The following is a 25939-nucleotide window of genomic DNA, read 5'->3' on the forward strand; positions in this document are numbered from 1 at the left end:
AAAAACTGGAAAGAATTTGAGCAAGTGAATAATTCCAATCGATTAATTTCTTCCAACTACTTCTCTCATAGCCGCCAAGAATTCTTCAGGTTTTTCTAATTGAGGCGAATGCGTTGTGCCTTTTATAATAATTAAATCTTTATCGGGTGCCTTAATTTTTTGGAAATATTCTATCCCTTGTATAGCTGGAACCTGCCAATCATTTTCACCCAATAAATAAAAAACAGGTATGCTGTATTGTAGCGGATAATCATACAAGCTATAATCATGCATTCGTTTATAAAGCTGGTCCAAAAGTTTGATGCTTATATCTCGCGCATTAAGATCTTTCGGGGTAAATAAAGGGCTCTGTTGTATCTCTTTACGCGTTTTCTCTGCATCGTAACTTGCCATTCCGAGCTGGTATTGTAAATTTCGAACGACCTCCATTTTAGGTAAAATGTCCCCCGTATTGTCTCCGGGATAATCACCGAGTCCCATGATGCGTTGAAGGCCCTGAATGTCTCCTTTTTCTTGCAGCCTACGCACTGTTTCTTTATATCCAACAATTTCATCTTGAATCGGAGAAATGACTTGTCCTACCCCTATATAAAACGAGACATGCTCAGGAAACTGATTTGCATATATAGAACCAATGACCGTTCCCCAAGAATGGGCAAATAACCCGATCTTATCTTGATTATATTTTTTTTGTAAGTAAAAGATAATATCATGGATATCTTGAAGTAAATTCTCAAATGTTGGTTTTTTATCAGGATTTTTCAATGCCGTTTTGCCTGCTCCGCGCTGATCCCAGTAAACCATATTAAAATAAGGATTCCAGTTGGACTGCAAATAAGCTCTGTTTGAAAAAGGGAGTCCTGGCCCTCCATGCAAGTGGAGGATTACCGGATTTTCTGCTCGATCCCCGCTATGATATAAAAATTGTTCAATGCCGTTGATCATTACATATTCCGCTTGTTGTTCATTGCTAATTGATCCATTACAATCATTTGTATTTTTCATTGAAAATCCTCCCAACTTTTTATCCATAATTCACACTTAATTTTAAAAATTAGTAATGTATCTGTCTGATATCCTATTGCGCTACTTTGGCAGATTGTGTATTTACACCCTCATTAGGAATATTTTGACCGCCAATTTTTTTGGGCAACAATAAAGAGGTCAGATAACCAAAGAGTAATACGAAAGCCAAAAAATATATTCCTGTTGTTTGTGAGCCGGTGTGAGTCATGAAGATGCCTACAAGAAAAGGTCCTAAGAAAGAGCCCAGTCCTTGTGCAACAACCATCATTCCACGTGCAGGGCCATCCAATTCTGGAATGAGAATAAGGGAAGGGATTGCATTATAACTAGCTGTGTAGCCTAGAGCAAAAAGTGAAACGACACACATCATAGTAATTGCGATAGCAGCTGATCCTCCAATAATATTAGCAAGAATTAATGTTATGGCGAATCCAAGCACAGCCAAGCCGGTAGTACGTCTATGGTCTTTTATTTTAGAAGCTATAAACGTCCATACCCATAGCCCGATAACTGCAATTATATATGGTAGGGGTGTCAGCAGTCCGACACCCATAATACCTGAACTCGTGGCGTTTTGTATCATAACTGGTATCCACATTGAATATCCCAGTTGACCGAGTGAAACACAAAATCCAATTATACATAAAATCCATATATTCTTATTTCGTAACAGTAAGCCTATAGGCAACTTATTTCCTTTCACCTTGATGTCTTTATTAGCTTGGATTACTTTTTCTTTCTCTTCTTTTATGGTTGTTTCAATAAAGTCTCTTTCTTCTTTACTTAGCCACTTTGCATCTTTTGGACGTTCCTTTGCTACTGCCATCCATACAAAAGCCGAAGCTAAACTGATTATTCCTAGAATTAGGTATAAATAACGCCAATTATAATAGGCGATAATAGCTCCCATTATTGGAGGACCGATTATACCGGGAACATTGCTGCCTGTAGCCAAAACGGAAAATGCCTTATTCCGTTCTCCTCCTTTATTCGGAAACCAGAATGTCAATAAAGTCATTAAAGTTGCTACTAAAGACCCCTCAGCCAAGCCAAGAATAAATCTTAAAATAACTAACTGGATGCCACTCTGGACTAATCCTGTTAACAGTGTACATACACTCCAGACAATGATACATACAGAAACCAGTAATTTAGACTTGCCCTTTTCAGCCAAATGTCCGGCAGGTACCGATAAAAACAACGTACCTAATGCAAATATACCAGTTGCCAAGCCTGCAATTGAAGCATTCATAGCTAAATCTTTTAACATTCCGCCCGGTAACGCGATACTTATTGTACCCCGATCCATATATGCAAAAAATTGGATTAAGAAAAATACAGGTAATAAATACAGCCATCTCTTTTTTGGTATTTTCTTTGGAGTTGTTTGAAGCATTTCATTTCCTCCCCTCAAGTAAATGATCCCAAACACCTGTGATGTATAGTTGATTTGTTTACCGTACTTCGGCATTAGTTTTTACCAGCACTATAAATGGGATAGTCTTTTTAAACTAACGCCTATTTTAATATTATGTAGTGCTGTGAAACTAATCAGTTTTATCTACTCCCTTCCTAATTAGTATGTTTGTGGAATATATTTACAAGTTATATAGTCTTAATTGCAATTCTTATACCATTTTACTTTTTTTACCTTCTCCTCTTAATTAACATAATTTTTTGACAACATAATATATAAGAAGTAAAATTTTTTTGACAATAAGGGTGAAATTTTTTACTATCCTCCCCCGATTAAGTTCAATCTCCTCATTTTTCAATTAATCGCAGTATTTTTAGTTACAGAGGAGAGACTAGGTCTTTTTATTCATGCACAATTGCGCATAGTATTGACAAATATTTTTCATATACTGGAATTGTAACAAAATTATTACGAGAAAGGAGAATGTTGTATGTTAAAAAACAACATCGGGAAGATTATTATGTCCTTCCTTTTTGCATGCATGGTTATGGTTGCTTTCTCTATGCATGATTCAGCTGAAGCCGCTACCATACAGAACGGGACAATCGACAAGGTAAATGGAAATGTTGAGGTTAAGGCCGGGGCCGGCAGTCAATATAAAACGATTGGTTCACTTGCTAGAAGCACAAAAGTGAAAGTATATAATCAATTAAGCTCCGGTTGGTCGGAAATCGATTATAATGGCAAAAAAGCGTATATTTCTTCCGACTATGTCCGCTTTTACAAGACAACTTCCCTCTATAGCGTTAAATTGGTTGCTGACCATTTAACAATGACACAAAGAGATGCGATGAAATATACGCCTGCAACGAAAGCTTCTATCTATAAACGATTAAGCATTGGAATGAAAGAACCTTATTTAACAAATCTATTCAAACAGCAATTCGTAACAGCTGGCAAGGATAAAGGCGGAAATATCCTGTATAAGCCAAAATACAATGAAATATCAGGCTTGGAAATCGATAACTACGACTGGTATCTGAGAACTGAAGCTGCCAAACCGACCTTTATATTTTATAAAAAGAAAAACACTCTCTATCTGGAAATCTCACAATTCCATAAATCTGCTTTAGACAATAGCCATACAACTATTGTTTATGCTACAAAAGATGGAAATGCCCCTTGGTTAGCGTACAATATTGTAAAACGCTATCCTAAGTAAAGAAGAAGCCCTTAGCGGCTTCTTTTTTGTCTAGATGAAAATATACCCTGTTTTGTGATTTCATTTGTAGTCGTGTACAATGTATATATAAATAGACATGATGGATTGGTGAATCAATATGAAAGCTCGATTTGAAGTACAGGATATGAAAATGACGTTAAGCAATGTAACTTTACCAGAAGGAGTAGAAAGCTATGTTCTAATGAAAGCCACTGATGGTTCAGGCAATGAAATCACTTTGGAGATGAGCCATGAACAAGCGGCTTTTCTAGAGCAGGAATTTAAAGATCTAAATAGAAGAAGGTCGGAACATTTATATGAACCCTCTGAGGCAGAAACACCTGACTTTAATTTATTCAACTTTACGAATGTGGAAGAATAAAAATCCGTTCTATGATGGAACGGTTTTTTTCATATCATGGAATTCTTTCAATGATCATCATACATAAAAAAAGCACTATTGGCATTTAAAATCCAATAGTGCTGACTCTTTATATTCTGTATTTATTATATCACAGTAATAAATAAAAGGAACAAATATGCTTACTGCTTTCTTTTTTAATTAGAATATCACTCTTCGATCAACAAAAACCATATTTATATAACAATTAATCAAAAGAAAACGGCGTAGTTTATATCTTTTAACATTAAAATATTCACTCAAAAAATATTTCTATATAGTTTAATGAAATGTATCTTGCGTTAGAAGATTGAATATGATTAACGGTTTTTGCAATGGCATCCATGTTCATGGAAAAAACGCGGAAGCTCCTCGTTAAATGGATAGAGTTTTAATTCCCTTGCTTTTTTTTCATTGGCTAAAATCTCATCAAATAGTACATTACTGTCTTTCCCTTCCGTTTTTATGCCTAATCTAGCGGCCGACTGTTTTATTAATGCGTCCCTTACCTCATGGCTTAATTGCTTCATATCCTTGTTTTCGGTTGAAATGGACATATTCTTTGCCAGCTTGGTAATTTGTACGCTTCTCACTTCATGGGCAATATCAAAAAATGATTTGCCCTCTGTGGAAATCCCATATTTTTTCGCAGCGTTGAGCAGCTTTTTTTGATGGACTTCTGATGCAATATCGTGAAAATCCCGATTGTTTGTTTCAATACCTAATATTTTTGCTTCTTTTAATATCTGCTGCTTAAATATTTCTCTATTCAATTCATTGGGGTCTTTCCCTTTGATGGAAATGCCTAGCTCTGTAGCTCTCTTTTCCAGTGCTGCCTGATTTAGTTTATGTTCGTTGCCACACTGGCAATGGGAATGGCCTTTTGTTGCAGCGAAAGACTGTATCGGTATCGATACTAATAACAATGAACTCAATAGCATGATTTTTATAAACTGCATAAACTATTCCTCCTAAGCTGATGATTGTGTTCAACAGTTAGGATGCCCAGAAAATATGTCCAAATCATGAACAAACGAAGAAATTTCTTGAATCCATGGAATAGCCCGCCTCCATTTGGAAGGCGGGCTGCATATTATTCTTTATCAAAAGTGTTTTTAATTTTGGCTGATTTATTCTTTTTCTCCAGCCATGTTGAGTACTCTGTATTCAGTTTATCTTCAAACAATGTATCCTTTATTTGATCTTTTACTTCATCATAGGATTTTTGTTTTGCTTCTTTTTTTCCAGTTACCTTGATGATATGGTATCCATAATCCGTTTTAACAGGCTGGCTGACTTCTCCGACTTTCATAGCGAATGCGGCCTTTTCGAATGCTTCTGTCATTTCACCTGTACCAAAGTAACCAAGGTTTCCTCCGTCCTTAGCCGATGCTGTGTCCGTTGAATTCTCTTTTGCTAATGTAGCGAAATCTTCGCCGCTTTTAATCTTTTCTTCCAGTTTCTTGGCTTCTGTTTCAGAGTCAACTAAAATATGGCTCGCTTTTACTTGGGCCTGCTGTTTGAAGCTATCTTTATTTTCCTCATAATATGCTTTCATTTCTTTATCGGTAATTTTAATGGAAGGCCCTAAAATCTGTTTAACTTTCAGGTAATTGCGGATATCATTTTTGAAATCATCTAAAGTCAGTCCGCTTTGTGTCAACGCAGCATTAAAAGAATCTTCTCCGCCGTATTGTTTAATGAACGTATTCAATTCCTTTTTGACTTCTTTCTCGTCAACTTTCACATTCTTTTTATCAGCTTCCTGTTCAATAATTTTATTATTGATCAAGGTAGTCACCGCGTTGCTTCCATACTGTTTGGATAGCACATCATATAAATCATTTTTAGTAATTTTTTGACCGTTTACTGATGCGACTACATTTTTTTGGGATATGCCATAACCAGTCACAATGGTTACTGCTACAATCACTACAACCAGAATGGAAGCGATCACTTTTTTCTTTTTTAATTTTTCTAACATTCATGTACCTCCAGCTTTTCATCCTTATTAGGTTATATAGATAGTCTATCGTGAAAATATGAACAAACTATTAACAAGTATGAAATTTGTTGTGAAAAATAATGGAAGAACTACACCCTAAACAGGATGTAGTTCTTCCTCTTTTTGTTATTCCGTTTACTCAACCCACTTGAAGATAAGGAAGACGAATGGTGAATTTTGTTCCTTGCTCTTTATTGCTGATGACATTAATCTTACCATTATGGAGTGTCACTAATTGCTGGACAATGGATAATCCAAGTCCAAATTCCCCATATGGATTGGTCGTCCGGGAAATATCCGCTTTATAAAACCGGCGCCATATGTTTTCGATTTCCGCAGGATCAATGCCTATGCCAGTGTCTTCAATTTCAATGACCGTTTCTCCCTCTTCCATAAATCCCCTTAACCAGATATGGCCGTTTTCGGTGAATTGAATGCTATTCTTAGCAATATTAATGACAATTTGGGTTAAACGGTCATAGTCGGCTTGAACAAAAACATCCTCATCCACTTCCAGAATAATGGAATCGTTTTTATCTTCCGCTAATACATCAAGCTGGTCTTTAATGATTTCAAGGAATTCAGAAACCTGTATTTCTTCCTTCCTGATTTTCACTTGGTTGGAACGGATTTTTTCATAATCCAGATTTTCATTGACAAGCCGGATCAACCGGTTTGTTTCTTTATTTACTAAATTGATGCCTTTTTCTTTTTCCTCCTCAGGAATGAGGTGGTTTTTTATCCCTTCAATCACTCCTTTGATGGTGGTAAGTGGAGTACGCAACTCATGTGACACATCTGCCATGAATTGCCGCCTTCTATTTTCCAATGAATCGATTTCTTCCATTGAATGGTTGATCTTTTTCACCATCGAGTTAAAATCTTCAGCCAGTTCGCCTATTTCGTCAAAATTGGAAGAAGGTATTTGGACAGAATAATCGCCTCCGGCCACCAATGAAGTGGCTTCTTGAATCCGTTTGATCCGCTTTACATGGAATTTGGACAATAGCCAGCTTAAAATGATGGAAATGATAAGCGCTATAATGACTGTATAGAACAAATACTTATTGATTTCAGAAATCATTTCCCTAGAACCGCTGATAGGAGAACGAAGCAGAATGGCACCAGAAAACTGATTGTTTATCTTATATGGCAGCAAAACCATCGTGTTACCCTGGTTGAATCTCCGGTCTTCATTGTACACCAGTGATTTCCCTTTCTTAATCAACTCCCATTCAGACTCCTTGATTGTAATACGGAGGCCAATAGGATAAATCAGACGTTGATTTTCATCAAATATAGCGTAGAAAATACGTCGCCCGTCAAGTACCTGTTTATAATTATTAAGCACTTCGAATCTGTCCTGAGCATCCTGGGCATAATTTAAATCATTTAAGATATTTAATCCGTATGATTCAAGTTCACTTGCTTTATTTTCATACACTAAGTTTTTGACATAATGGGAAAATAGTAAGCTTAGAATTAAAAAAGCGACCAATATTACACTTAAATGTGAAATAATTTGCTGATAGATATATTTAATCTTCATCAGTCTCCACCATTGACTCATCAAACTTATAGCCTACTCCCCAGACCGTATGGAAGAACGGCTGATTGGCTGAACCGACTTTTTTGCGCAATCGCTTAATATGGACATCTACTGTCCGTTCATCACCGTAAAATTGGTAGCTCCATACGTGCTCCAGCAGTTGCTCTCTTGTAAACACTTGCTTTGGATGCTGGAGAAAATAATAGAGAAGCTCAAATTCTTTAGGCGTCAGATTGGAAACAGGCTTGCCATCGAGCAAAACCTCACGTGTATTTTTATTGATTTTAAAATGCTTGGTTTGCAAAACATCTTTTTCTTCATCCGTTTTTATGGTTGATTGATATCGCCTTGTAACGGCCCTAATCCGCGCCATCAATGCCAGTGGGCTAAAGGGCTTGGTCACATAATCATCCGCTCCCATCTCAAGTCCCAATACCTGGTCTGATTCGCTGTCTTTTGCAGTTAACATAATAATCGGGACGGAGCTCTTCTCTTCCCTGATTTTACGGCATATAGTGACGCCATCCATTCCTGGGAGCATCCAATCAATAATGAGCGCATCCCATTGCCCTTGTTTAAAGGTTTGGTACCCTTCTGTACCATTATCTATAAAAACCCCTTCAATTCCTTCCTTGGCAAAGAACATTTCAATCATTGAAGAAACACTCTCGTTATCTTCGATCACTAGTATTTTCATGTTTACAACTCCTCATTTCTCCATCCTTGCTTTCTGTATATATTCAACTTATAACGAAAATAGCTTTAAATCAATAAACTGATGAAATCTTCTATAATTCTTACAGATTCGGCAATGAGTCCTTCATAGTTTGTTCATAACTGAATGATATTCTTGCTCCATTGTCGATTTTATTGTCAGGCACCATTTCAGCCAAAAGGAGGAAGAAGGATGCCAAGCTGGAAACAAGCCACCATAAGCATGTTCACCTATACGAAAACAAACCTCTTGCGGCTTCTGACTCTGTTCACATTAAGTGTTTGCATGTTCATTGCCGTAAATATTGGTTCAGCGATTCATCATGCCAAGCAGTCTGCACAACAAGAAATGGGGACTCAATATATCGTTTCTTCGCCGAAGGGGCGTGCCATTGATATTGAACGAATAAAGCACATAGCGAGTTTGCCTCAGGTGAAAAATGTCAACTATTTCTCGTTCGCTAAAGCAAAAGCGATCGATGTAAAAACGATCGGGCATTCTTCCTTTTTGAATGGAGAAAAAAAGGAACCGAATAAAGAAAAAAATACGATTGTCTCTTTGGATGGCATTTCTTTTTCAAATAAATTATCTGAATTCCTTCTCTCGGATACTATTCTATTGAAAGGCCGCCATATCACCCCAGAAGACCGGACAAAAAAAGTCGCTATGATCGAGCAAAAACTGGCAGCTGCCAATAATCTTGATGTAGGCAGTTCCATACGATTAGCTACTAAAAAAAATGATACCTGGCAAATGACCACTCTGAAGGTCATAGGAATCTATGGGAAAAACATCCATAATTCAGCTAATCCAAAAGACCATGTTATTAAAGAAAATCCATTCAATAAAATATATGTCCCTTATTCAATTGCTTCTGCTTTCGATCATAAAGAAAATGCTAATAGGATCCAGAAAGCAGTTTATACGCTTAAATCAGAGAACGAAAGTAGTACCTTCTTAAAACAGGCAACTAAAACAATAGATTCGATACAGGGAGCAAAAATAGAAAAATACAAACTGCCATTCGAACAGCTTTTTTCGACCATTGATTCTGTTTGGGCATCAGTCAAAGCAGTGTTGTTGCCGATTTCTATTTTGTCAATTGCAGGATATTTCGTAATCGAAATCATCTCGTTTAGAATGTGGAATAAACAGGACAGCCAAAGGGTATCCAAGCAACTATTAAATGTGAAACCCAGACAGATTTTGATTGAGACAGCCATTCTGGCGATGCTAGGCATAGCTATGGCAAGTGCCATTTCACCTTTTATTAGCAATCAATTATCACAGCATTTTTTGGAAAAACAGGAGAACTGGAACACAAAACCTCTATCCTTTCATTTTGATTCGGAAACAACAGACTCATCGGCTAACGATACATTTCCATCTTTACAGCCTATTGATGATATATACATCAATCAGGGTATAACAAACATGTTGACGGTTGGCACCCTCGTTCTTCTTATGACTGGAAGCATCTCCTGCATCAAAATAACCGTTTTGAAAAAGCATGGCAACTAAACTCCTTCCCTGAAAGGAAGGGGTTTAGCATGAATACTCTACAATCATTCCCGCAGGACCCTTTTAACACTCATTTACGCCCCACTCATCCTCAAGCCTTTTCTGCGCTTCTTACGCCTGAACATCTCAATTCTTACCCTAAGCAGTTTCACAAAAAAAATAAACGTTCCATGTTAAATGGAACGCAGTTGCTTTTAAGATGCATTCGGCTGTTCTAGGGAATCTACACGGATGCTTCAGCTCAAAGGAATAAAAGCATGCTTTCAAAATAGATTGTACGTTGCCGCTTTCACTGTTTCCTTCCTAACCAAGCTTTATTTCTCTTCTTTCATTAGAAAAAAGACATAATCAGTAGGTATTCCTTTTTGGCTCTGTTGGCGGAGCATGGCTGTCACATTTCCGCGGTGGTATGTTCCATGGTTGACGATATGATGGACTAAATCAGCAAGCACGAACGGTATACGGCCCATTTTGGGATGTTCAACAATGATTTGCTTATCCAGTTCTCCATGCAGAGTAAAGAAATCTGCAAATTGCACGGCAAGTTGATCAAAATAACGTTCTGCCCCTTCTATGGCCACATCGACAATGGCTGCTTTGAGGTGTTCCACTTCGCTAACCGTCTGTTGAAAAGGGCTTCCTTTCATTGTTTCCAGCCAGATAAAATCTGTACAGTAAATATGTGCCATGGTTGCCGAAACAGAAGGAAATACACTTTTTACCTTATCCGTATAAACGTGATCTGGCAAATGCTTTAAGTGAGTAAATAATTGTTTGTTGGCCCAAACATGGTAATCATACATTTTTTTTGCATTCATCGTTTCCATCAGCCTAATCCTTTCCAACTACTTTACTTTACAAACAACTTTCTTTCTAAATATCTTCTACAGTCAAGCCATTTTTCCTTCAAAAGCATTAGAAAAAAGGGCGTCTCCGTAGATTTAAAAAGGGTAGAAGAAACAAATGCGTCTCTTCTACCCTTTTTATTTGGACGAAGTACATCATCCTCATTCAGATTCATTGACTTCCTTTTTGTCCGCAAAATACGCATCCATGACTTCACGGCCAATGTCTTTATTGATGCTGCTGCCAGAGTTATTAATACCCGTTACAACTACAGACATAGATATTTCTGGATTTTTGTATGGTGCATAACCAATTAACGTCAGGTTATAATCATAGCCCCCTCTTCCATTGGTCACCTGGGCAGTTCCCGTTTTGCCTGCCGGATCATAACTGGCAGATTGGAAAGTGGAGGCAGCGGTTCCTTGACTGCCATGCATAACTAGATGAAAGCCATTTTGAACACGTTTAATCAAATCCAAACTCATTGGAAGTTTATTCAGCATTTTTGGTTTAAAGGCGGTAATGCCTTTTCCTTTTCCATCACTTCCGAATGAAGGGTCTCGTACCTCTTTCATCAGATGGGGTTGCATTCTTTTGCCGTCGTTTGCTATTGTCGATACGTACTGGGCCAATTGCAAGGGTGTATAGGTATCGAATTGCCCGATGGCAAAGTCCATTAAATTACCAAGCTTTTGGACTCCTCCATTGTATCCGGTTGCTTCATTAGGCAAATCAATGCCTGTCTTAGCCCCGAGTCCAAACATGGCAAAATGCTTGCGCATCGTTTCATAGGCTTTGTCTGGGTCTTTGAAGCCCGTTCTCGTATCATAATTATAATGTCCTATTTTCATAGCGACATTGAACATATACACATTTGACGACCGTTCCAGTGCAGTTAGGTCGTTGATATACCCCATATTCGTCCATGATTTCTTTGTAGGTGTCCCTTGTAATTTCACAGGTGCATCGAGAAAAACCTGCCCTGGCTTAATGGCACCGACATGGTAGCCTGTCAACAAAGTTGCCCCTTTGACGGTAGAACCCATTGCATATGCATTTTGCAGCGTCCCATATGTTTCATCTTCTATTTTTCCGCCGTTTCGGCTTTTACCTGACAAAGAAAGAATTTCTCCTGTCTTTGGATTCATTAGGACAACATACGCACTGTCAGCACTCGGTTCTTTACTTAACTCTTTTGCCACAATTGAGTCTATTTTTTTCTGTAGATCCATATCGATGGTCAGGACTAAATCGTTTCCTGTACTGCCTTTTGTTGTTTTTGATTCACCGGTTAGCTCCCCTGAACGGTTTTTCTCATATGTTTGCTTTTCTTTTGTCCCGCGTAAAACGGACTCGTATTGCAATTCCAGAAAGCTTTTTCCGACAGTATCATCCAAATCATAGCCTTCCTTCACGTATTCCTTTGCCTTCTCATTTGGGATAGCAGCAACTTTGCCGAAAATTTGTGTAAACGTATCACCGTTCGCATACTTTCTTTTTGAATCCAACTTGACATCGATTCCTGGCAATTCACCCAAATGCTCGTTGACCATGGCCACCTCTTTTTCAGTCAAACCTTCCTTAATCCGGTTTACGGCAGCTTGGTCTTGGTCCATTTTGCTCTTAATGGTATATATCTGCATCTCTTCAGGCGTAATGGTTGCTAAATCCTTCTCCGTTATTCTATCAAGTAGCATTTGGTATTGTTCTTTATCATCTTTTCCTTCGCGTTCTTGATCAGTCAGCTTTTTTTGTGCTTTTTTTGGATGAAGGAGAATCCAATAATCTTTTTTGTCCCTTTCTCGTACCTTAGAAACATCGATTGTAATCATCGTTGCTAATTCTTTTGCTGTTTTGAGTGTTCCTTGTTTAGAATCGTCATCAGCCTTGGAGTACGTTAGTGTATTTATAGGTTCATTCTGGACAAGCATTTTACCCTCGCGGTCATAAATCATTCCGCGAGGGGCATTCCATTTATACGTTGTTTTAGTAACGGCATTGCTTTCTTTCGAATATTCCTCGCCCTTGACAATTTGGACATAGCCAAGGCGAAGAATGATAGCAGAAAATAAAACAAATACCATAATAAATAAAAGGTTCAGCCGGATATTTGTGCTATTATTCTTCTTTTTCTTCGCCATGGATTTTAATTGGAGGAACTACTTGCGTTACTTGTCAGTTTAACATTGACGGTTTTCAATTTTCCGTCTCTGTATAATTTCAAAGTAGCACTGTCCCCGACCTTTAATTTTGAATACATGTATTCACGCAAATCCGTGCTATTGCTAACTTTTGTGCCATTAATGGAAACAATGACATCTTGAACCTTGATGCCTGCTTTATAAGCTGCTGAATTCTGGTCAACATTCGTCACTATGACTCCGCTATCTACACTTTTAGGGAGAGTTTGCAAATACATATCCGGAATTTCATCGATAGAAGCTAGGCCTACTCCCAAGTAAACTCGCTCAACCTTACCAGTATTGATGATCTCATTGACAATTGGGACTAATTCATTGCTCGGAATCGCAAATCCTAATCCTTCAACCCCATTTTCAGAAATTTTAAGGCTGTTAATGCCCACTACTTGGCCGCTTGTATTTAATAGAGCTCCTCCGCTGTTACCTGGATTAATAGCGGCATCTGTCTGGATCACTTTTAGATTCCATTCGCCTGCAGATGTATTGACTGAAACTGATCGATTAACGGCACTTACGATCCCTTGTGTCACAGTGCGGGACAAATCCAACCCTAAAGGATTTCCGATGGCTATTACTTCATCACCAGCCCGCAAAGTGCTTGAGTCCGCAAATTCAAGGACTGAGCTTGCATATTTGGCAGGGATTTTTAGTACAGCCAGATCGCTCAACGCATCGGCTCCAATTAATTGTCCATCTACTTTTTTACCGTTTTCAAGGGATACTTCCAGCTTGTTAGCTCCTTCAATAACGTGGTTATTGGTTACTATATAAGCGTAATTGCTATCCTTTTTGAAGATGACACCGGAACCGGAACCGCTCTCAACGTCCTCTCCGGATTGCGTGGATTCCTGCTGGCTGCCAGGGAAAAGTGAATCGAACCCATTGCTCTGCTGTTTCTGCATATTGACTATACCCACTATGGCAGGTGACGCTTTTTCCACCATATCGGCTACCGGAGTGGTTGTAGCGGAAGTCTTGCTTACTTTAACAGGTGCAGATGTTTGTTCACTGCTCTGATTAGTGGAGCTGCCATTCTGGTCATTTTGGAACATATCAGGATAATCGGTGAAAGGGATAATGGACAAAGTGAGAACCGAACCAATGACGCCGGCTGCTATCGTGCTTAAGAAGCCTTTTGATTTGGTCTTTTTATTCCGTCTCTTTTCCTTTTCATATTGTTCATCACTAATAGGGATAAATGGATCTGCTTTTTTCTCCGTTCCTTCTTGGTTCCCAGTCTGTTGGTATGAATGGGTTGGTTCATCGACTGTCTCTTTCTGGTCGGTTGGCTGTTCGTAGCTAGTTTGTTCCTGACGAGAATAATCATCAGAATACCGTCCAGCCGTTTCATTGTTATGTTCATTTGAATTATTTAAAAGTTCATCATGTTCATTGCGTGGATTATGATCATTAGAATGTGTCATAATGGTTGCCTCCTAATATCAAACTATCATTTTTTACTTGATTTAATCATATACCTAAAATATGAAAAAATTATTAACAAACCTTTAATATACTTAAAAAAATATAGGACTTTTTGTATAGTTCCACGTTCAACAGAATAGAGTGATGCGCAAAGAGAACTTCACTATTCATTTTAGTTTACATAATATAATTATTATATACTTTAAAATAGAACCCTTTCTAAGGAAGGGTTCTATTTCGGCGATCCTATTCATTGCCTAATTCTTTAATCGGTGTTTCGCCTGAATACAATGGAACGGTTTGCATAAAGAATTTTTCATTTCCAATCATTTCAACAAGAACCTCTGCTACATCATCTCTGGATATTTGTTTGGATGGTGTTTCCATTGAGACAGTTCCTTTCCCTTGTTCATTCGTCAATGCTGTAGGCTGCACAATGGTATAGGGAAGAGTACTTTGAATCAATGCTTTATCGGCATAATGCTTAGCTACATAATAAGGCTTGATCGACTCTGCCCACGTTTCGCGCTGATCTGCTCCGTTTGCAGAGACCATAATAAATTGCTTGATATTAGCCAATTTGGCGGCTTCTATTGATTTGACCGCACCGTCCAAATCAATCAGCAACGTTTTATCATATCCTGTCTGGCCTCCTGAGCCTGCAGTAAATATGACCACATCGTTGCCGGCAATCGCTGAACAGATTTGGTCGACAGAGGCTTCTAGATCAAGCATGACTGTTTCAATCCCGTTTTCCTTAAAAAAGCTTTCCTGCTCTTTTTACCGTATAGCGGCTTTCACTGAATGCTTTCCTTGATCTTTCAATCGAATGGCAACCTTTCTTCCTATTTGTCCATTTGCCCCTATTAGTAAGATATCCATCTTCATCTCTCCCCTTTTATAGAAATGCACTATAATCACTTTTGCCTGTTTGAATAGAAATCCATTTCGTTTCTGTAAATTCATCAAGTGCCCATTCTCCATTGAAGCGGCCGAGCCCAGATTGTTTTACACCCCCGAATGGCATATGTGGCTCATCATTGATGCTTTGGTCATTCACATGGATCATACCTGTATGGATTTTTTTAGCGATTTTCAAGCCGTGTTCAATGGTTGAATGAACGGCACCTGATAAGCCATATGGAAACGCGTTCGCCAATTCAATTGCTTCCTCTTCATCCGTAAACGTGATGATAGGCAAAATAGGGCCAAAGATTTCTTCTTTTGCTATCGGCATCGAGTTGGACACATTGGTAAGGACGGTAGGTTGGATCAGATTTTCTGTAATATCCCCTCCGTAAGCCAGTACGGCACCATCAGCAATGGAATTATCCATTTTTTCACGAATGCCGCCAACCTGGCCGGAATTAATGATCGGCCCAACATGGGTACCGGGGTCTGCCGGATCACCATACTTCAATTCTTTGACTCTTTCTAACAGTTTATCAGTAAATTGAGTAGCAATTCCCTCATGGACTAAAACTCTGTTCAATGCAACACATACCTGCCCTTGATGCATAAATTTTCCCATTAACGTCGAGTCGACCGCATGATCCATATCGGCATCATCCATGACGATCATGACATTATTTCCGCCAAGTTCTAAGGCTGTTTTCTTAACAGCTTGCGCAGCTTGCCCGGCAATATGTTTACCAACAGAAGTTGAACCTGTAAAGGAAATCATTCGCGGGATAGGGTGGTTTACAAAGGCATCGCCAATCTCTGATCCTTTACCGGCTATGACATTTAATAACCCCTTCGGCAAACCGGCTTCTTCAAATATCGAAGCAATCAATAATCCACCAGTGACCGGGGTATCGCCAGCAGGTTTTATGACAACCCCATTCCCGGTTGCCAATGCCGCCACCACAGAGCGCATCGTTAAATGGAAAGGATAGTTCCAGGGAGAAATAACACCAATCACCCCTATTGGCTCTTTATAGATGTGGTTTACTTTCCCTTTTATTTGTGAAGGAGCAATTTTGCCTTCCATCTCATATGGATACATGGATGCACGTTTCATGAATGCCACTGCCGTTGACAGTTCGCCATTTGCTTTTTTGAATGTGCTTCCTGACTCTTTGATTAACCAATCTATGATTAAATCGTTATTATCCTGAATAATCGTTATTGCCTTTTCGATGATTGCTTGTTTGTCCTGGGGCAAAGATTCAGCCCATTCCGTTTGAACACGTTCTGCTGCTTTATACGCTTCATCTATATCAGCTGGATTGGCTGTCGTGATTGTCGCCAAGTGTTTTCCGTTGAATGGATTTACGTCAGAGATTGCCCGTTCCCCATTTCCTTTTCTCCATTCGCCATTAATATATAAGTGATTCCATTCGGTTTTTAGCATATGATCTGCTCCCTTCTCGTTTGTTCTCTACATGTTTTATAACCTTTCTGCCCAATATCAAACCTTTATTGTTGTTAGTAGAAATAGTTTGTTATAATTATTGCGGAAAATAAAGGAGGAAATGAGCAATTATGGTATTTGTAAGTTTAATAAATCTAGCAATCATTCTAGCAATTATTGCTGCGATAATAATAGGGATCAAAAAAGGAGTATCTTTTCTGAAAGAGAATTTGAGGCTTCGAAATGAACAGAATCAGCAATTAAAGCAAATAAATGAAAAATTGGAAAGGCTGCTTAGTCAGATGGATACTAAAGGGGACCTATAACGCGAAATGTTTTGTTTTTGTCAATTTTTACACATTTAAACAAACTGCAATTCCTGTAAAATATAGGTATAACCGAATTTGGAGTGACCCATTATGCATGCACAAAATGTCATTTACCTTTTCTTGGCTGCCCTCTTTTTGGCATTTATCCTGTATATCGGCAAAACGTTCTACACACAAATGACAAAAAGCATGTCCGCTTCTGCTGTCCGCGAAGAGGATATAGAAGCCAAACAAAAATAGCATCCCTATTCAGGGATGCTATTTTTGTTACTGAATCGTTTTGAGTTCATTTAATAATGGGTCATCCGGATGTGCCTCCACATATCTCCTCTTCAAGTCCTCATACAAATGCGCATTTGTTGTACTTACGTATGGAGATAAGAACAGAAAACCGATCCCAAGAGTGAAAAGGCAAAGGATCGCCCAGCCGATAAATGATAACTGCAAGATAAACGCTTGCCCTTTATACCCATCCATCATCCTTCTGCTGAGCTTGATGGCTGAATTATATTGCAGATGGGGATAGTCTTTTAAGATATAATTGGTCAACATATAGGAAAAACCTTTGATAATGGCTGGAATCAACAATAATAATGCCCATAAAACTAAGTAGATGTTCATAAGTAACTGCGTCCCGAGGGTCCGGATGAATGCTCCTTTTTCATACCCGGAGAATATGACTTCCACAGTTGGATTTTCGTTCCTTGCTAATCCAAGAAAAAACCACGTTGTTGCGACCGTCATCGGAAAAAGAAGGATACTCAACAGAAAACCTACTCTTGGGATATAACTTACCGCCACTGAAAGAATACCGATAATCAAGATTACACCAATAGCCAGCCCCCACTTTCCTTTCAAACTATTCCTTCCGGACCGTTTCAATTGTGAATACTGAATACTCATTTGTTTGCCCCTTTCTATATAAAACAACTTCTTATATATACGTATGTTATGCCATCCAATTCAAGATATATCTTTTTCTTGTCCTACTTCATTCTAGATACCTGTATAAAAAACCTGCTTTTTCGACAAAAAACTTATCAACCACAAGTCTTTTAACAAAAAAGCAGGCAAATACTATCCATCCTTATACTGAAGTGTTTTCAGAATCAGTCTCTTTTTTCTTAGATTGGATGCTCTCCTTAGCCTTCTGTAGAAAAGAGGAGATATTCTTTGATTCTTTTGTTAAATAAGGGCCGAGGATAGCTAAAATTAATACATATAGCGCCGCAAACGGCTGGATCGCTTCCGATAGTTTACCTGCTATGGCAAGATTCGCTAATACAATCGAAAACTCGCCTCTTGAGACGATTGTCAGACCGATGTTCGTGCTCGCCTTGAACGATAAGTCCGCTCTTTTCCCAGCAATCAAACCGGCCGTAAAATTGCCGATAATGGTCAGCACTACTGCTCCTAAAGCCAACCATATCGCTCCCGATAAGGAAAAGGGATCTATGCTTAATCCGAAGCTAAAGAAAAACAACGCTCCAAAGAAATCCCGGAAAGGCACAACTAATTGTTCAATTCGATCACTTTGGTCACTTTCTGAAAAGACAAGCCCAAGCAACAAGGCTCCGATTGCTTCTGCAACGTGGATCGTTTCGGAAATACCGGCGACAAAAAATAAGGCTGCAAAAACAACAATGATAAAAATCTCATTCGAAGTTATATTCAATAGTTTATTGATAAGCGGAGTTGCTTTTCTGGCAAGAACGAAAAACAATAATATATAACCTAGCGATATCGCGATGGAGCTTAATATGCCCAATAACGATGTGGAGTCTCCCAATAACAGGCTTGAGACGATAGACAGATAGACAGCAAGGAATACATCTTCGAACATGATAATGCCCAGAATAAGCTCTGTTTCCTTATTTGACGTCCTTCTTAGATCAACTAGGACTTTGGCAACAATGGCGCTGGAAGAAACCGTGATGATCCCTGCAATCACCAGCATTTCTAGGAATGAAAAGCCAGTGGCCCAACTGTACAATAAACCTAGGGTAAAATTAATGGCAATGTAGATGCTCCCGCCAACCACAATATTTTTTCCTGATTTTTCAAGTTTTTTGATGGAGAATTCCAGACCGAGATAGAATAATAGGAATAACACACCTATTCGTCCAAGAAATTCGATAACTTCAAAGCTATCAATAAAGCGTAAATCGATGACACCTAGCTCAGGTGCATGGGGTCCAACCAACATACCGATGATGATTAAAAAGGGGATAATCGTAAACTTTAACTTTCCGGCTATCAATGCCGCGATAGCAACCAATAATAAGCCGGTTCCTACTTGCAATATTAAATCATTCGTCATTATGAGTCACCGTCCTCAGTAGCTCATTGATGAATTTTTTCACTTCAGGCCTCTCGCCGGCAATCACTAATGTATCGCCGCATCCCAGCAATGAATCCGGTCCTGGAGTGTTCATTTTTTTCTTGTTGTTTTTAAGGACGGCAACAATGTTTACTGAATAGGAAGAACGTACATCTAAATCGCCTATTGTTTTTCCGATGATGGGGGCGTCCGACTCAACCTTGAACCATTCGATCATCAATCCTTCAAAGGCCATTTCAATCCGTTCAATCGCTTTTGGCTCGTAAGCCATGCCTCCTAAGATAGCTGCAATCTTCCTCGATTCTTCATTCGACATGGAAATGCTGGATACACTTTCCTCCACATCATCGGCGAAGTGATACATTTCCCGTCTTCCATCATCGTGAATGACGATGACAAGCTTTTCATTTTCTTTTGTCCGTATTTCAAATTTCCTGCCGATCCCCGGTAGCTCACTTTCCCAAATATTCATCCTATTCCTCCCTTATTCTTTGTAACAAAAAGAAGGCAGCATTATAAGTGAACATCAATTTCGGTTTGAATGGATTCCTCTTTTGATATCCCGATGTATTTCAATGTTTCACCTTTCGTACTATGGTGAAAGATTTTTTGAAGCAATGAAATGGCTACACCTTGTTTGTAGGCATGATAGCCGAACGTCTTTCTCATCGTATGAGTGCCTATTTTTTCAGAAAGACCCGTGTGTAAGGCGGCATCATGGATCACCCGGTAAGCTTGTTGCCTGCTGATCGGCTTTTTCGTTTTTGGCGAGAAGAATAAATAATCCTCATCGTGCAATCCACTGCTTTTCAGATAATCCAACAGGTATGCCTTTACTTTATCATTCATAAAAACGTCCCTGTATTCCTCGCCCCGCTCGGCATAGATCGTTAAAAAGGTAACAATCTGGTTATCTCCAAGATAGACATCCTTTTTCTTTAAAGGGAGCATCTCTGACAATTTCATCCCTGTATTGATACCGAATACAAATAATAAATGGTCCCGAGCCGAATGTGCCAGCAATTGTTTTTTCATTGCTTCAATTTCTTCAATCTTCCGTAAAGCTACAACGTATTCCATATGAATCTCCTTCTTAATGTTACTTAACACAATTATATCAATATATTATGTAACATAAAAGTATTTTGCTTAAACTTTCTTATCTTTCAGATAAATAGATCCGCTGAATGGGCTGATTTCTAAAAATGAAAAAAAACGCTTTTCCTGCCTATGCAGAAAAAGCGTGTACAACTGATCAGGCCCACCACATTTGCGATGGTTTCTCTTCAATAATGACCGATTGGAGATTTCGAACGGCTCGTTGAAATCCTTCTTCTACTGACATCAACGGGTCTTCGTGTTCAATAGAAACAACATAGTCATATCCTACCTTTCTTAAAGCGCCCATCATATCGGACCATTCTTTCATATCATGGCCACAGCCGACCGAACGGAATGTCCATGCCCTCGTTTGGATATTTTCGTAAGGCTGCATATCGGTTAATCCATACATATTGACCTGTTCTTGATCGATATATGTATCTTTCGCATGAAAATGATGGATTGCCTGCTCTTTACCTAGGATGTTGATGGCTGCAACCGGATCGATTCCCTGCCACCACAAATGGCTGGGATCCAAATTGGCTCCTATGGCATCGCATGTCATTTCACGTAGTTTGAGCAACGTATAGGGCGTGTGCACCAAAAAGCCGCCATGCAATTCCAATCCGATTTTCACACCGCGGTCTTTTGCATATTCCCCCCATTCTTTCCAATAAGGGACAAGCTTTTCTTCCCATTGCCACGTTAAGATTTCCCTGTATTCGTTAGGCCAAGGGATAACCGGCCAATTCGGGAATTTCGCCTCCTCATGGTCTCCGGGAGTACCGGAAAAACAGTTAACGACTGGCACGTCCATCATTTGCGCCAAATCCACGGTTTTCTTAAAAACGGCATGTGAACGTTCTGCGAATTCACGATTCGGAGATAATGGATTTCCGTGACAACTAAACGCACTGATCACAAGATTTCTTGAAGAAATAGCTTCACGATACCGGCAGCGTTCCTCCTCATTGCCTAACAACAAATCCACATCACAAAACGTATTGCCAGGATAATTCCCAGTTCCAATTTCAATCGCTTTTACACCTGAATCCCGAACATAATCAAGCATTTCCGTAAAAGATCGTCCCTCGAATAGGACGGTAAAAACCCCTAGTTTCATTCCTTATCATCCTTTCCTATAGTAACCGTACGTTGCCATTCACTGCTTTTGTAAATTTTTTCGATCAAACCGGTGACATATAAAGCTTCATATGGCTGGACAAGGAGAGGCTCCATGCCGTGGCAGTTCCGCAGAAAATTTCTCATTTGGGCTAATCCAGCTTCTTCTTGGCCTGGTATCCAGACAGCCTGATTGTTGAACATCATTCCATCTTGAGTATAATTGGTCGTTAACGGAAAGACCGACAACCCTCCTCGGTCTCCCGAGATACTGACTGTTTCAATCACTTCTTCCGATATATTATTGAGCCAAGACGTTTCCAACAGCAATGATAATCCGTTTTTAAATGTAATGTACGCTGTCACATGATCGTCTACTTCGAAGGTTGAGTGGTCGAATGGACCCCATTGGTTGACTTGATCCTTTGCTTTGCCTAACGCATTGTAGGCTCTTCCGCTTACTTCAATCGGTTCCTGATAGCCTGTAAGCCACATAGCAAGGTCCAACAAGTGGCAGCCATAATCCATTAAGCTGCCTCCTCCCTGTAACTCTTTGCTGGTAAACACACCCCAATTGGGCATCATTCTTCTCCGAAGTGCTTGGACCCTGACTACAAGAGGATTTCCGACAATTCCGCGGTCCATTAATTTCTTGGCCCCTTGCGCTTCCTTCATAAAGCGGTAATGATAACCGATTGCCAGTGTTTTCTTTGCTTTTTGTGCAGCGTCTAACATCCGCTCACACTCTAATTCGTTTAATGCCATCGGTTTTTCACACAATACATGCAATCCGGCTTGTAAAGCGGCAATGGTCAGTTCTGCATGGAACTTGTTTGGCGTCGAAATGACCACCGCGTCTACTTTTTCGAATAAAGCATGGTAATTATCCGTCATGAAAGGAATCTGGAATGACTTAGCCGCTGCCTCTGCCTTATCCTTGTTCAAGTCGCATACACCGGCCATTTCCGCCAACTCCCCCAATGCAGCCAAAGAAGGAAGGTGGCGGCTGAGCGCAATGCCGCCGGCTCCGATGATTCCGACCTTTAGTTTTTCTGTCATATCCGCGTTATTCCTTCCTTATTCAGAACAGTGTAGCTTTTTTGTTCGTTCGCTCTCAAAGCCGCAAGTATAACCTGTAAGGATTTCATCCCTTCTTCTGCGGAAACAGGCACCGCTGTATCCTCCAAGACGCTCGTAACAAACCGGTCGATTACACCTGATGAGTGCTGTCCATTTCCTTCGTTCGTTTGGATTCCCCCAAGCTGGTGTCTTTCTGTGTCACCATTTTTATATTGGATGATCAACGAATCCTGCGGGTCATCCTCCAAACGCATGGTTGCATTCTCTCCGTAAAGAATGGTCGAGTTATCTTCAGCGCCCGTGTAAGACCAGCTGGATGATAACGTTCCGATAATGCCACTTTCCGTTTTAACGATGCATACGGCATTATCATCGACGGTGCAATTCGTTTTAGCGATTGTTTCAACAAAAGCAGCTGCTTCCGTTATTTCTTCATTCAATAAAAAGCGGATCAAATCAGCTTTATGAATGCCGAGGTCCCCTAAAGAACCTAGATGGGCTTTTTCTTTTGAAAAAAACCAACTGTTTTCTCCATCGGCACTCCAGCTCTCGGGCCCTCCATGCCCGAATGTAGTCCGGAAGCTGTGGATGGCTCCAAGCTTCCCTGATTCAATTATTTCTTTTCCCAACGTATGCGATTTAACAAAGCGCTGGTTATGGCCGATCATCAGCTTTTTGCCTGAATGCCTGGCTGCCTCGATCATTCGCAGCGCATCTTCTTCAGAAGTGGCAATCGGTTTTTCACAAAGAACATGCTTTCCTGACTGTAATGCTGCGATTGCAATTGGTGCATGCAGATAGTTGGGCGTACATACTGATACTGCTTCGATGTCAGAGTTGCTGATCAATGATTGGTAGTCCTTAAAGGGTGTTGCCTGATACTTGGTTGCCATCTCCATTGCCCTCTCTTCATTGATGTCGCATACAGCGGCTATATGGACAGCAGGATTGGCATTGTACTCGGGCAAATGGCGGTGTTTGGCAATACTTCCGCATCCGATGATACCGACATTCAATTTCTTCATGCACTCACGTCCTTCACACTAATTGTTTTATTCTTTTACTGAACCTGAAGTTAGTCCGGAAACAATCCTCCGCTGGAACAATAACACCAAAACCACAAGCGGTATGGTTACAATGACGGTCGCCGCTGCTATTTCCCCCCATTGGATTGTATATTGTCCCTGAAACATCGAGATACCGATCGGGACTGTTTTATATTTATCATCTGTATTGATGGTCAAGGCGAACAGAAATTCATTCCAGGCTGCAATAAAGACCAGTATCGCAGTCGTGAATATACCTGGAAGCGCCAGAGGGAATATTACTCTCCAATATGTCTGCATGAGCGTGGCCCCGTCCATTTTGGCCGCTTCTTCAAGATCATTGGGTATCTTTCTGAAAAAAGTGACCAGGAGCCAAATAGATAGCGGCAGGGTAATCGTAGTGTATGGGATGATTAACCCAAGATAAGAGTTTGTTAGCCCGATATTCTTCAAGAATATATAAATGGGCGATATGACGGCAATCTGCGGAAACATCGTAACAGACAGAACGATGCCTAATATAACCGTTTTCCCTTTAAATTGAAGCCTGGCGACTGCATAAGCGGCAAAAGAAGCTACAGTCACCGTATAAATGGTTGTAATGGATGAAACAACAAAACTATTCCATAAATACCGAAGAAATGGTGAATTTGTAAAAACGGATACGTAGTTTTCAATGGTTGGATGGGATGTAAACGGATTAAAAGCATCCTCGCCAAATAGTTCGGTTGCCGGCTTTATGGAGCTGGCTAGCATCCAAAGAAAAGGAAACATGACAAGAAAGACAAAAACGATGAGAAAGATATAAAAGGGCAGTCCTGCTTTCCTTTGCATTTGTTAGTCACCTCTTTCGCTATCATTCATTCAATAAATCTTTTCCCAGGATTTTAATATAAATCATGGAAATCAATGCGACACAAAGGAATACAATTACAGAAAGAGCTGATCCGACCCCAAAATTCGTTTGGGAAAACATATATTTATAGGCTAGAACAGATATCGTTTCGGTCGAATTGGCCGGTCCGCCCCCTGTAAGAACATATATCAGGTCAAAAACTCTGAAAGCGTCCAATGTCCTGAACAGAAGCGCCACCATTATGCTCGATTTCAACAATGGCAATGTAATCGATTTGAACTGCTTCCACTTGCTGGCTCCGTCAATTGAAGCGGCCTCATATAAGGAAGATGGTATGGTTTGCAGCCCTGCCAATATTAATAGGGCCATATAGGGCGTTGTCTTCCAAACATCTGTAAAAATAACGGAGAAAAAAGCGCCGACATTCGTTGTCAACAGCATGGCCATATTGTCAACCAGGCCGACACTTTCAAAAATCTTTGCAATGATTCCGTTTTGGCCATCATATAAAAACTTCCACATAAGTGCCGAAACGGCAGTCGGTATCGCCCATGGGATCAAAATAGACGCACGGATCAAACCTCTGCCCACAAACGCCTTGTTTATTAACAAAGCGATCGCCAATCCAATCAGTAATTCGATTCCTACAGAAATGACCGTGAAAATGGCCGTATTGGATAAAGCCTTCCACATCCTTAAGTCCGTAAATTGATCTTTATAATGCTTTAACCCGATATAATTCGGTTTTATTACGCTGTCTTCCAAACCGTCTGAAAGCCCCGGCAGCTTGCTTTCTTTTGAGAGTTGCTGATTAGTAGCCATCGCTTTCATCTGAGCAGAAATGGAGCTTAATTGCTTCCGGATGGCTAACGCATCTTTTTTATTTAATTCAACAATGCTGACAGAACTATCTACATTCTCAAAGTTATCAAGAAGATCATTCACTTTGTCATAATTCTGCTTCAGCCCTTTTGTGTCTAACAGTGTCTGATTAATGTTTTGCAATTTTTCTTTTATGCCTGCCAATTCATCCGAGTCCTTATTTTCTTTCTCAAGCGCATTTATGAGAAAGGGGTAGTTGTTTAAATATCTCTCCAGATCAATGCTATAGCCCGTATGGGTTTCGGAACGGATTGGATCATTCAGCCTGAGATCAAACAAGCTGAAATAAAAGGATTGCAATACAGGCCAAATGGCAATCGCCAAAATAAGGATCATTGCCGGGGCGACTAACACATATCCAGAAAACCAATCCTTCTCTTTTTTCTTCTTCTTTTTTGTGCCATATGACTTCTGGGCATCCGCAGGTGCACCACGATCAATTTTAGGGTGTTGATCCATCTTCAACCCTCCCATTCTAAAAATCGGTTATGAGAATCCT

The 25939-nt window shown here is 39.7% G+C and carries 24 protein-coding genes and 1 pseudogene; 5 read left to right on the forward strand and 20 right to left on the reverse strand.

What is annotated here, in order from left to right; translation table 11 throughout:
• Positions 1-42 precede the first annotated feature (42 nt).
• Positions 43-1005, reverse strand: a complete 963-nt coding sequence (locus ABC357_RS09070; protein ID WP_412887188.1) for an alpha/beta fold hydrolase — start codon at positions 1003-1005, stop codon at positions 43-45.
• Positions 1006-1078: 73 nt separating this feature from the next.
• Positions 1079-2422, reverse strand: coding sequence for an MFS transporter (locus ABC357_RS09075; RefSeq protein WP_412887189.1), 1344 nt, complete (start codon positions 2420-2422; stop codon positions 1079-1081).
• 511 nt (positions 2423-2933) lie between these two features.
• Between ABC357_RS09075 and ABC357_RS09080 the strand changes: the two genes are divergently transcribed.
• Together ABC357_RS09080 and ABC357_RS09085 are read left to right on the forward strand one after the other, a co-directional pair.
• The gene (locus ABC357_RS09080; protein ID WP_412887190.1) at positions 2934-3665 is read left to right on the forward strand and encodes an SH3 domain-containing protein; all 732 of its coding nucleotides are present in this window, start codon (positions 2934-2936) and stop codon (positions 3663-3665) included.
• A 118-nt stretch (positions 3666-3783) separates the two neighbouring features.
• A complete protein-coding gene (locus ABC357_RS09085) occupies positions 3784-4047 on the forward strand; it encodes a hypothetical protein (protein ID WP_412887191.1) in 264 nt (87 codons plus the stop codon).
• 338 nt (positions 4048-4385) lie between these two features.
• Here ABC357_RS09085 and ABC357_RS09090 read toward each other — a convergent pair whose 3' ends face one another.
• The 4 genes from ABC357_RS09090 to ABC357_RS09105 form a co-directional block, all read right to left on the reverse strand.
• Positions 4386-5024, reverse strand: a complete 639-nt coding sequence (locus tag ABC357_RS09090; RefSeq protein ID WP_412887192.1) for a hypothetical protein — start codon at positions 5022-5024, stop codon at positions 4386-4388.
• A 134-nt stretch (positions 5025-5158) separates the two neighbouring features.
• Positions 5159-6049 carry a peptidyl-prolyl cis-trans isomerase gene (locus tag ABC357_RS09095; RefSeq protein WP_412887193.1) on the reverse strand — a complete coding sequence of 297 codons (891 nt, stop codon included), beginning with the start codon at positions 6047-6049 and terminating at the stop codon, positions 5159-5161.
• A gap of 160 nt (positions 6050-6209) precedes the next feature.
• Positions 6210-7619: a sensor histidine kinase gene (locus ABC357_RS09100; protein WP_412887194.1), complete on the reverse strand. Its 1410-nt coding sequence runs from the start codon at positions 7617-7619 to the stop codon at positions 6210-6212.
• On the reverse strand, positions 7609-8316 hold the full coding sequence (locus tag ABC357_RS09105; RefSeq protein ID WP_412887195.1) for a response regulator transcription factor: 708 nt from the start codon (positions 8314-8316) through the stop codon (positions 7609-7611). The genes ABC357_RS09100 and ABC357_RS09105 overlap by 11 nt, the downstream gene beginning before the upstream one ends.
• Before the next feature lie 210 nt (positions 8317-8526).
• Here ABC357_RS09105 and ABC357_RS09110 point away from each other — a divergent pair, with 210 nt between their 5' ends.
• The gene (locus ABC357_RS09110; RefSeq protein ID WP_412887196.1) at positions 8527-9855 is read left to right on the forward strand and encodes an ABC transporter permease; all 1329 of its coding nucleotides are present in this window, start codon (positions 8527-8529) and stop codon (positions 9853-9855) included.
• A 314-nt stretch (positions 9856-10169) separates the two neighbouring features.
• Here the strand turns inward: ABC357_RS09110 and ABC357_RS09115 are convergent, their stop codons facing one another.
• The 5 genes and pseudogenes from ABC357_RS09115 to ABC357_RS09135 all read right to left on the reverse strand — a co-directional run bounded on the left by ABC357_RS09115 (position 10170) and on the right by ABC357_RS09135 (position 16683).
• Positions 10170-10682: a DinB family protein gene (locus ABC357_RS09115; protein WP_412887197.1), complete on the reverse strand. Its 513-nt coding sequence runs from the start codon at positions 10680-10682 to the stop codon at positions 10170-10172.
• A gap of 180 nt (positions 10683-10862) precedes the next feature.
• A complete protein-coding gene (locus ABC357_RS09120) occupies positions 10863-12785 on the reverse strand; it encodes a peptidoglycan D,D-transpeptidase FtsI family protein (RefSeq protein ID WP_412887198.1) in 1923 nt (640 codons plus the stop codon).
• 62 nt (positions 12786-12847) lie between these two features.
• Positions 12848-14326 (reverse strand): S1C family serine protease, encoded by a 1479-nt coding sequence (locus ABC357_RS09125; RefSeq protein ID WP_412887199.1) that lies wholly within the window; start codon positions 14324-14326, stop codon positions 12848-12850.
• Positions 14327-14573: 247 nt separating this feature from the next.
• A pseudogene (locus ABC357_RS09130) lies at positions 14574-15209 on the reverse strand (SDR family oxidoreductase).
• Positions 15210-15225: 16 nt separating this feature from the next.
• Entirely contained in the window at positions 15226-16683 is a 1458-nt protein-coding gene (locus tag ABC357_RS09135; RefSeq protein WP_412887200.1) for an aldehyde dehydrogenase family protein, read from the reverse strand.
• Positions 16684-16814: 131 nt separating this feature from the next.
• On the opposite strand from ABC357_RS09135, the gene ABC357_RS09140 reads away from it, so the two are divergent.
• Together ABC357_RS09140 and ABC357_RS09145 are read left to right on the forward strand one after the other, a co-directional pair.
• Complete coding sequence (locus ABC357_RS09140; RefSeq protein ID WP_412887201.1) at positions 16815-17009, forward strand: hypothetical protein; 195 nt, start codon at positions 16815-16817, stop codon at positions 17007-17009.
• 93 nt (positions 17010-17102) lie between these two features.
• On the forward strand, positions 17103-17252 hold the full coding sequence (locus ABC357_RS09145) for a hypothetical protein (RefSeq protein WP_412887202.1): 150 nt from the start codon (positions 17103-17105) through the stop codon (positions 17250-17252).
• Positions 17253-17279: 27 nt separating this feature from the next.
• Here the strand turns inward: ABC357_RS09145 and ABC357_RS09150 are convergent, their stop codons facing one another.
• From ABC357_RS09150 to ABC357_RS09190, 9 genes are all read right to left on the reverse strand, one after another.
• Positions 17280-17915, reverse strand: a complete 636-nt coding sequence (locus tag ABC357_RS09150) for a DUF975 family protein (protein ID WP_412887203.1) — start codon at positions 17913-17915, stop codon at positions 17280-17282.
• A 184-nt stretch (positions 17916-18099) separates the two neighbouring features.
• Positions 18100-19332: a cation:proton antiporter gene (locus ABC357_RS09155; RefSeq protein ID WP_412887204.1), complete on the reverse strand. Its 1233-nt coding sequence runs from the start codon at positions 19330-19332 to the stop codon at positions 18100-18102.
• Positions 19322-19825: a cation:proton antiporter regulatory subunit gene (locus ABC357_RS09160; protein WP_412887205.1), complete on the reverse strand. Its 504-nt coding sequence runs from the start codon at positions 19823-19825 to the stop codon at positions 19322-19324. Before ABC357_RS09160 ends, ABC357_RS09155 begins: the two co-directional genes overlap by 11 nt.
• A 41-nt stretch (positions 19826-19866) precedes the next feature.
• Positions 19867-20433 (reverse strand): tyrosine-type recombinase/integrase, encoded by a 567-nt coding sequence (locus ABC357_RS09165; RefSeq protein ID WP_412887206.1) that lies wholly within the window; start codon positions 20431-20433, stop codon positions 19867-19869.
• Positions 20434-20608: 175 nt separating this feature from the next.
• On the reverse strand, positions 20609-21577 hold the full coding sequence (locus ABC357_RS09170; protein WP_412887207.1) for a sugar phosphate isomerase/epimerase family protein: 969 nt from the start codon (positions 21575-21577) through the stop codon (positions 20609-20611).
• On the reverse strand, positions 21574-22635 hold the full coding sequence (locus ABC357_RS09175) for a Gfo/Idh/MocA family protein (RefSeq protein WP_412887208.1): 1062 nt from the start codon (positions 22633-22635) through the stop codon (positions 21574-21576). The genes ABC357_RS09170 and ABC357_RS09175 overlap by 4 nt, the downstream gene beginning before the upstream one ends.
• Positions 22632-23681, reverse strand: coding sequence for a Gfo/Idh/MocA family protein (locus ABC357_RS09180; RefSeq protein ID WP_412887209.1), 1050 nt, complete (start codon positions 23679-23681; stop codon positions 22632-22634). Before ABC357_RS09180 ends, ABC357_RS09175 begins: the two co-directional genes overlap by 4 nt.
• 27 nt (positions 23682-23708) lie before the next feature.
• Entirely contained in the window at positions 23709-24536 is an 828-nt protein-coding gene (locus ABC357_RS09185) for a carbohydrate ABC transporter permease (protein ID WP_412887210.1), read from the reverse strand.
• Positions 24537-24558: 22 nt separating this feature from the next.
• Positions 24559-25776 (reverse strand): carbohydrate ABC transporter permease, encoded by a 1218-nt coding sequence (locus tag ABC357_RS09190; RefSeq protein WP_412888624.1) that lies wholly within the window; start codon positions 25774-25776, stop codon positions 24559-24561.
• Between the last annotated feature and the right edge of the window lie 163 nt (positions 25777-25939).

This window comes from Bacillus kalamii (genome assembly GCF_047238185.1).
Classification (GTDB): Bacteria; Bacillota; Bacilli; order Bacillales; family DSM-1321; genus Bacillus_AD.

Excerpts from the sequence above, each read along its gene's own strand:
- ABC357_RS09070 (WP_412887188.1), bottom strand. The coding sequence starts at position 1,005 with ATGAAAAATACAAATGATTGTAATGGATCAATTAGCAATGAACAACAA.
- ABC357_RS09075 (WP_412887189.1), bottom strand. The coding sequence starts at position 2,422 with ATGCTTCAAACAACTCCAAAGAAAATACCAAAAAAGAGATGGCTGTAT.
- ABC357_RS09080 (WP_412887190.1), top strand. The coding sequence starts at position 2,934 with ATGTTAAAAAACAACATCGGGAAGATTATTATGTCCTTCCTTTTTGCA.
- ABC357_RS09085 (WP_412887191.1), top strand. The coding sequence starts at position 3,784 with ATGAAAGCTCGATTTGAAGTACAGGATATGAAAATGACGTTAAGCAAT.
- ABC357_RS09090 (WP_412887192.1), bottom strand. The coding sequence starts at position 5,024 with ATGCAGTTTATAAAAATCATGCTATTGAGTTCATTGTTATTAGTATCG.
- ABC357_RS09095 (WP_412887193.1), bottom strand. The coding sequence starts at position 6,049 with ATGTTAGAAAAATTAAAAAAGAAAAAAGTGATCGCTTCCATTCTGGTT.
- ABC357_RS09100 (WP_412887194.1), bottom strand. The coding sequence starts at position 7,619 with ATGAAGATTAAATATATCTATCAGCAAATTATTTCACATTTAAGTGTA.
- ABC357_RS09105 (WP_412887195.1), bottom strand. The coding sequence starts at position 8,316 with ATGAAAATACTAGTGATCGAAGATAACGAGAGTGTTTCTTCAATGATT.
- ABC357_RS09110 (WP_412887196.1), top strand. The coding sequence starts at position 8,527 with ATGCCAAGCTGGAAACAAGCCACCATAAGCATGTTCACCTATACGAAA.
- ABC357_RS09115 (WP_412887197.1), bottom strand. The coding sequence starts at position 10,682 with ATGGAAACGATGAATGCAAAAAAAATGTATGATTACCATGTTTGGGCC.
- ABC357_RS09120 (WP_412887198.1), bottom strand. The coding sequence starts at position 12,785 with ATGGTATTTGTTTTATTTTCTGCTATCATTCTTCGCCTTGGCTATGTC.
- ABC357_RS09125 (WP_412887199.1), bottom strand. The coding sequence starts at position 14,326 with ATGACACATTCTAATGATCATAATCCACGCAATGAACATGATGAACTT.
- ABC357_RS09135 (WP_412887200.1), bottom strand. The coding sequence starts at position 16,683 with ATGCTAAAAACCGAATGGAATCACTTATATATTAATGGCGAATGGAGA.
- ABC357_RS09140 (WP_412887201.1), top strand. The coding sequence starts at position 16,815 with ATGGTATTTGTAAGTTTAATAAATCTAGCAATCATTCTAGCAATTATT.
- ABC357_RS09145 (WP_412887202.1), top strand. The coding sequence starts at position 17,103 with ATGCATGCACAAAATGTCATTTACCTTTTCTTGGCTGCCCTCTTTTTG.
- ABC357_RS09150 (WP_412887203.1), bottom strand. The coding sequence starts at position 17,915 with ATGAGTATTCAGTATTCACAATTGAAACGGTCCGGAAGGAATAGTTTG.
- ABC357_RS09155 (WP_412887204.1), bottom strand. The coding sequence starts at position 19,332 with ATGACGAATGATTTAATATTGCAAGTAGGAACCGGCTTATTATTGGTT.
- ABC357_RS09160 (WP_412887205.1), bottom strand. The coding sequence starts at position 19,825 with ATGAATATTTGGGAAAGTGAGCTACCGGGGATCGGCAGGAAATTTGAA.
- ABC357_RS09165 (WP_412887206.1), bottom strand. The coding sequence starts at position 20,433 with ATGGAATACGTTGTAGCTTTACGGAAGATTGAAGAAATTGAAGCAATG.
- ABC357_RS09170 (WP_412887207.1), bottom strand. The coding sequence starts at position 21,577 with ATGAAACTAGGGGTTTTTACCGTCCTATTCGAGGGACGATCTTTTACG.
- ABC357_RS09175 (WP_412887208.1), bottom strand. The coding sequence starts at position 22,635 with ATGACAGAAAAACTAAAGGTCGGAATCATCGGAGCCGGCGGCATTGCG.
- ABC357_RS09180 (WP_412887209.1), bottom strand. The coding sequence starts at position 23,681 with ATGAAGAAATTGAATGTCGGTATCATCGGATGCGGAAGTATTGCCAAA.
- ABC357_RS09185 (WP_412887210.1), bottom strand. The coding sequence starts at position 24,536 with ATGCAAAGGAAAGCAGGACTGCCCTTTTATATCTTTCTCATCGTTTTT.
- ABC357_RS09190 (WP_412888624.1), bottom strand. The coding sequence starts at position 25,776 with ATGATCCTTATTTTGGCGATTGCCATTTGGCCTGTATTGCAATCCTTT.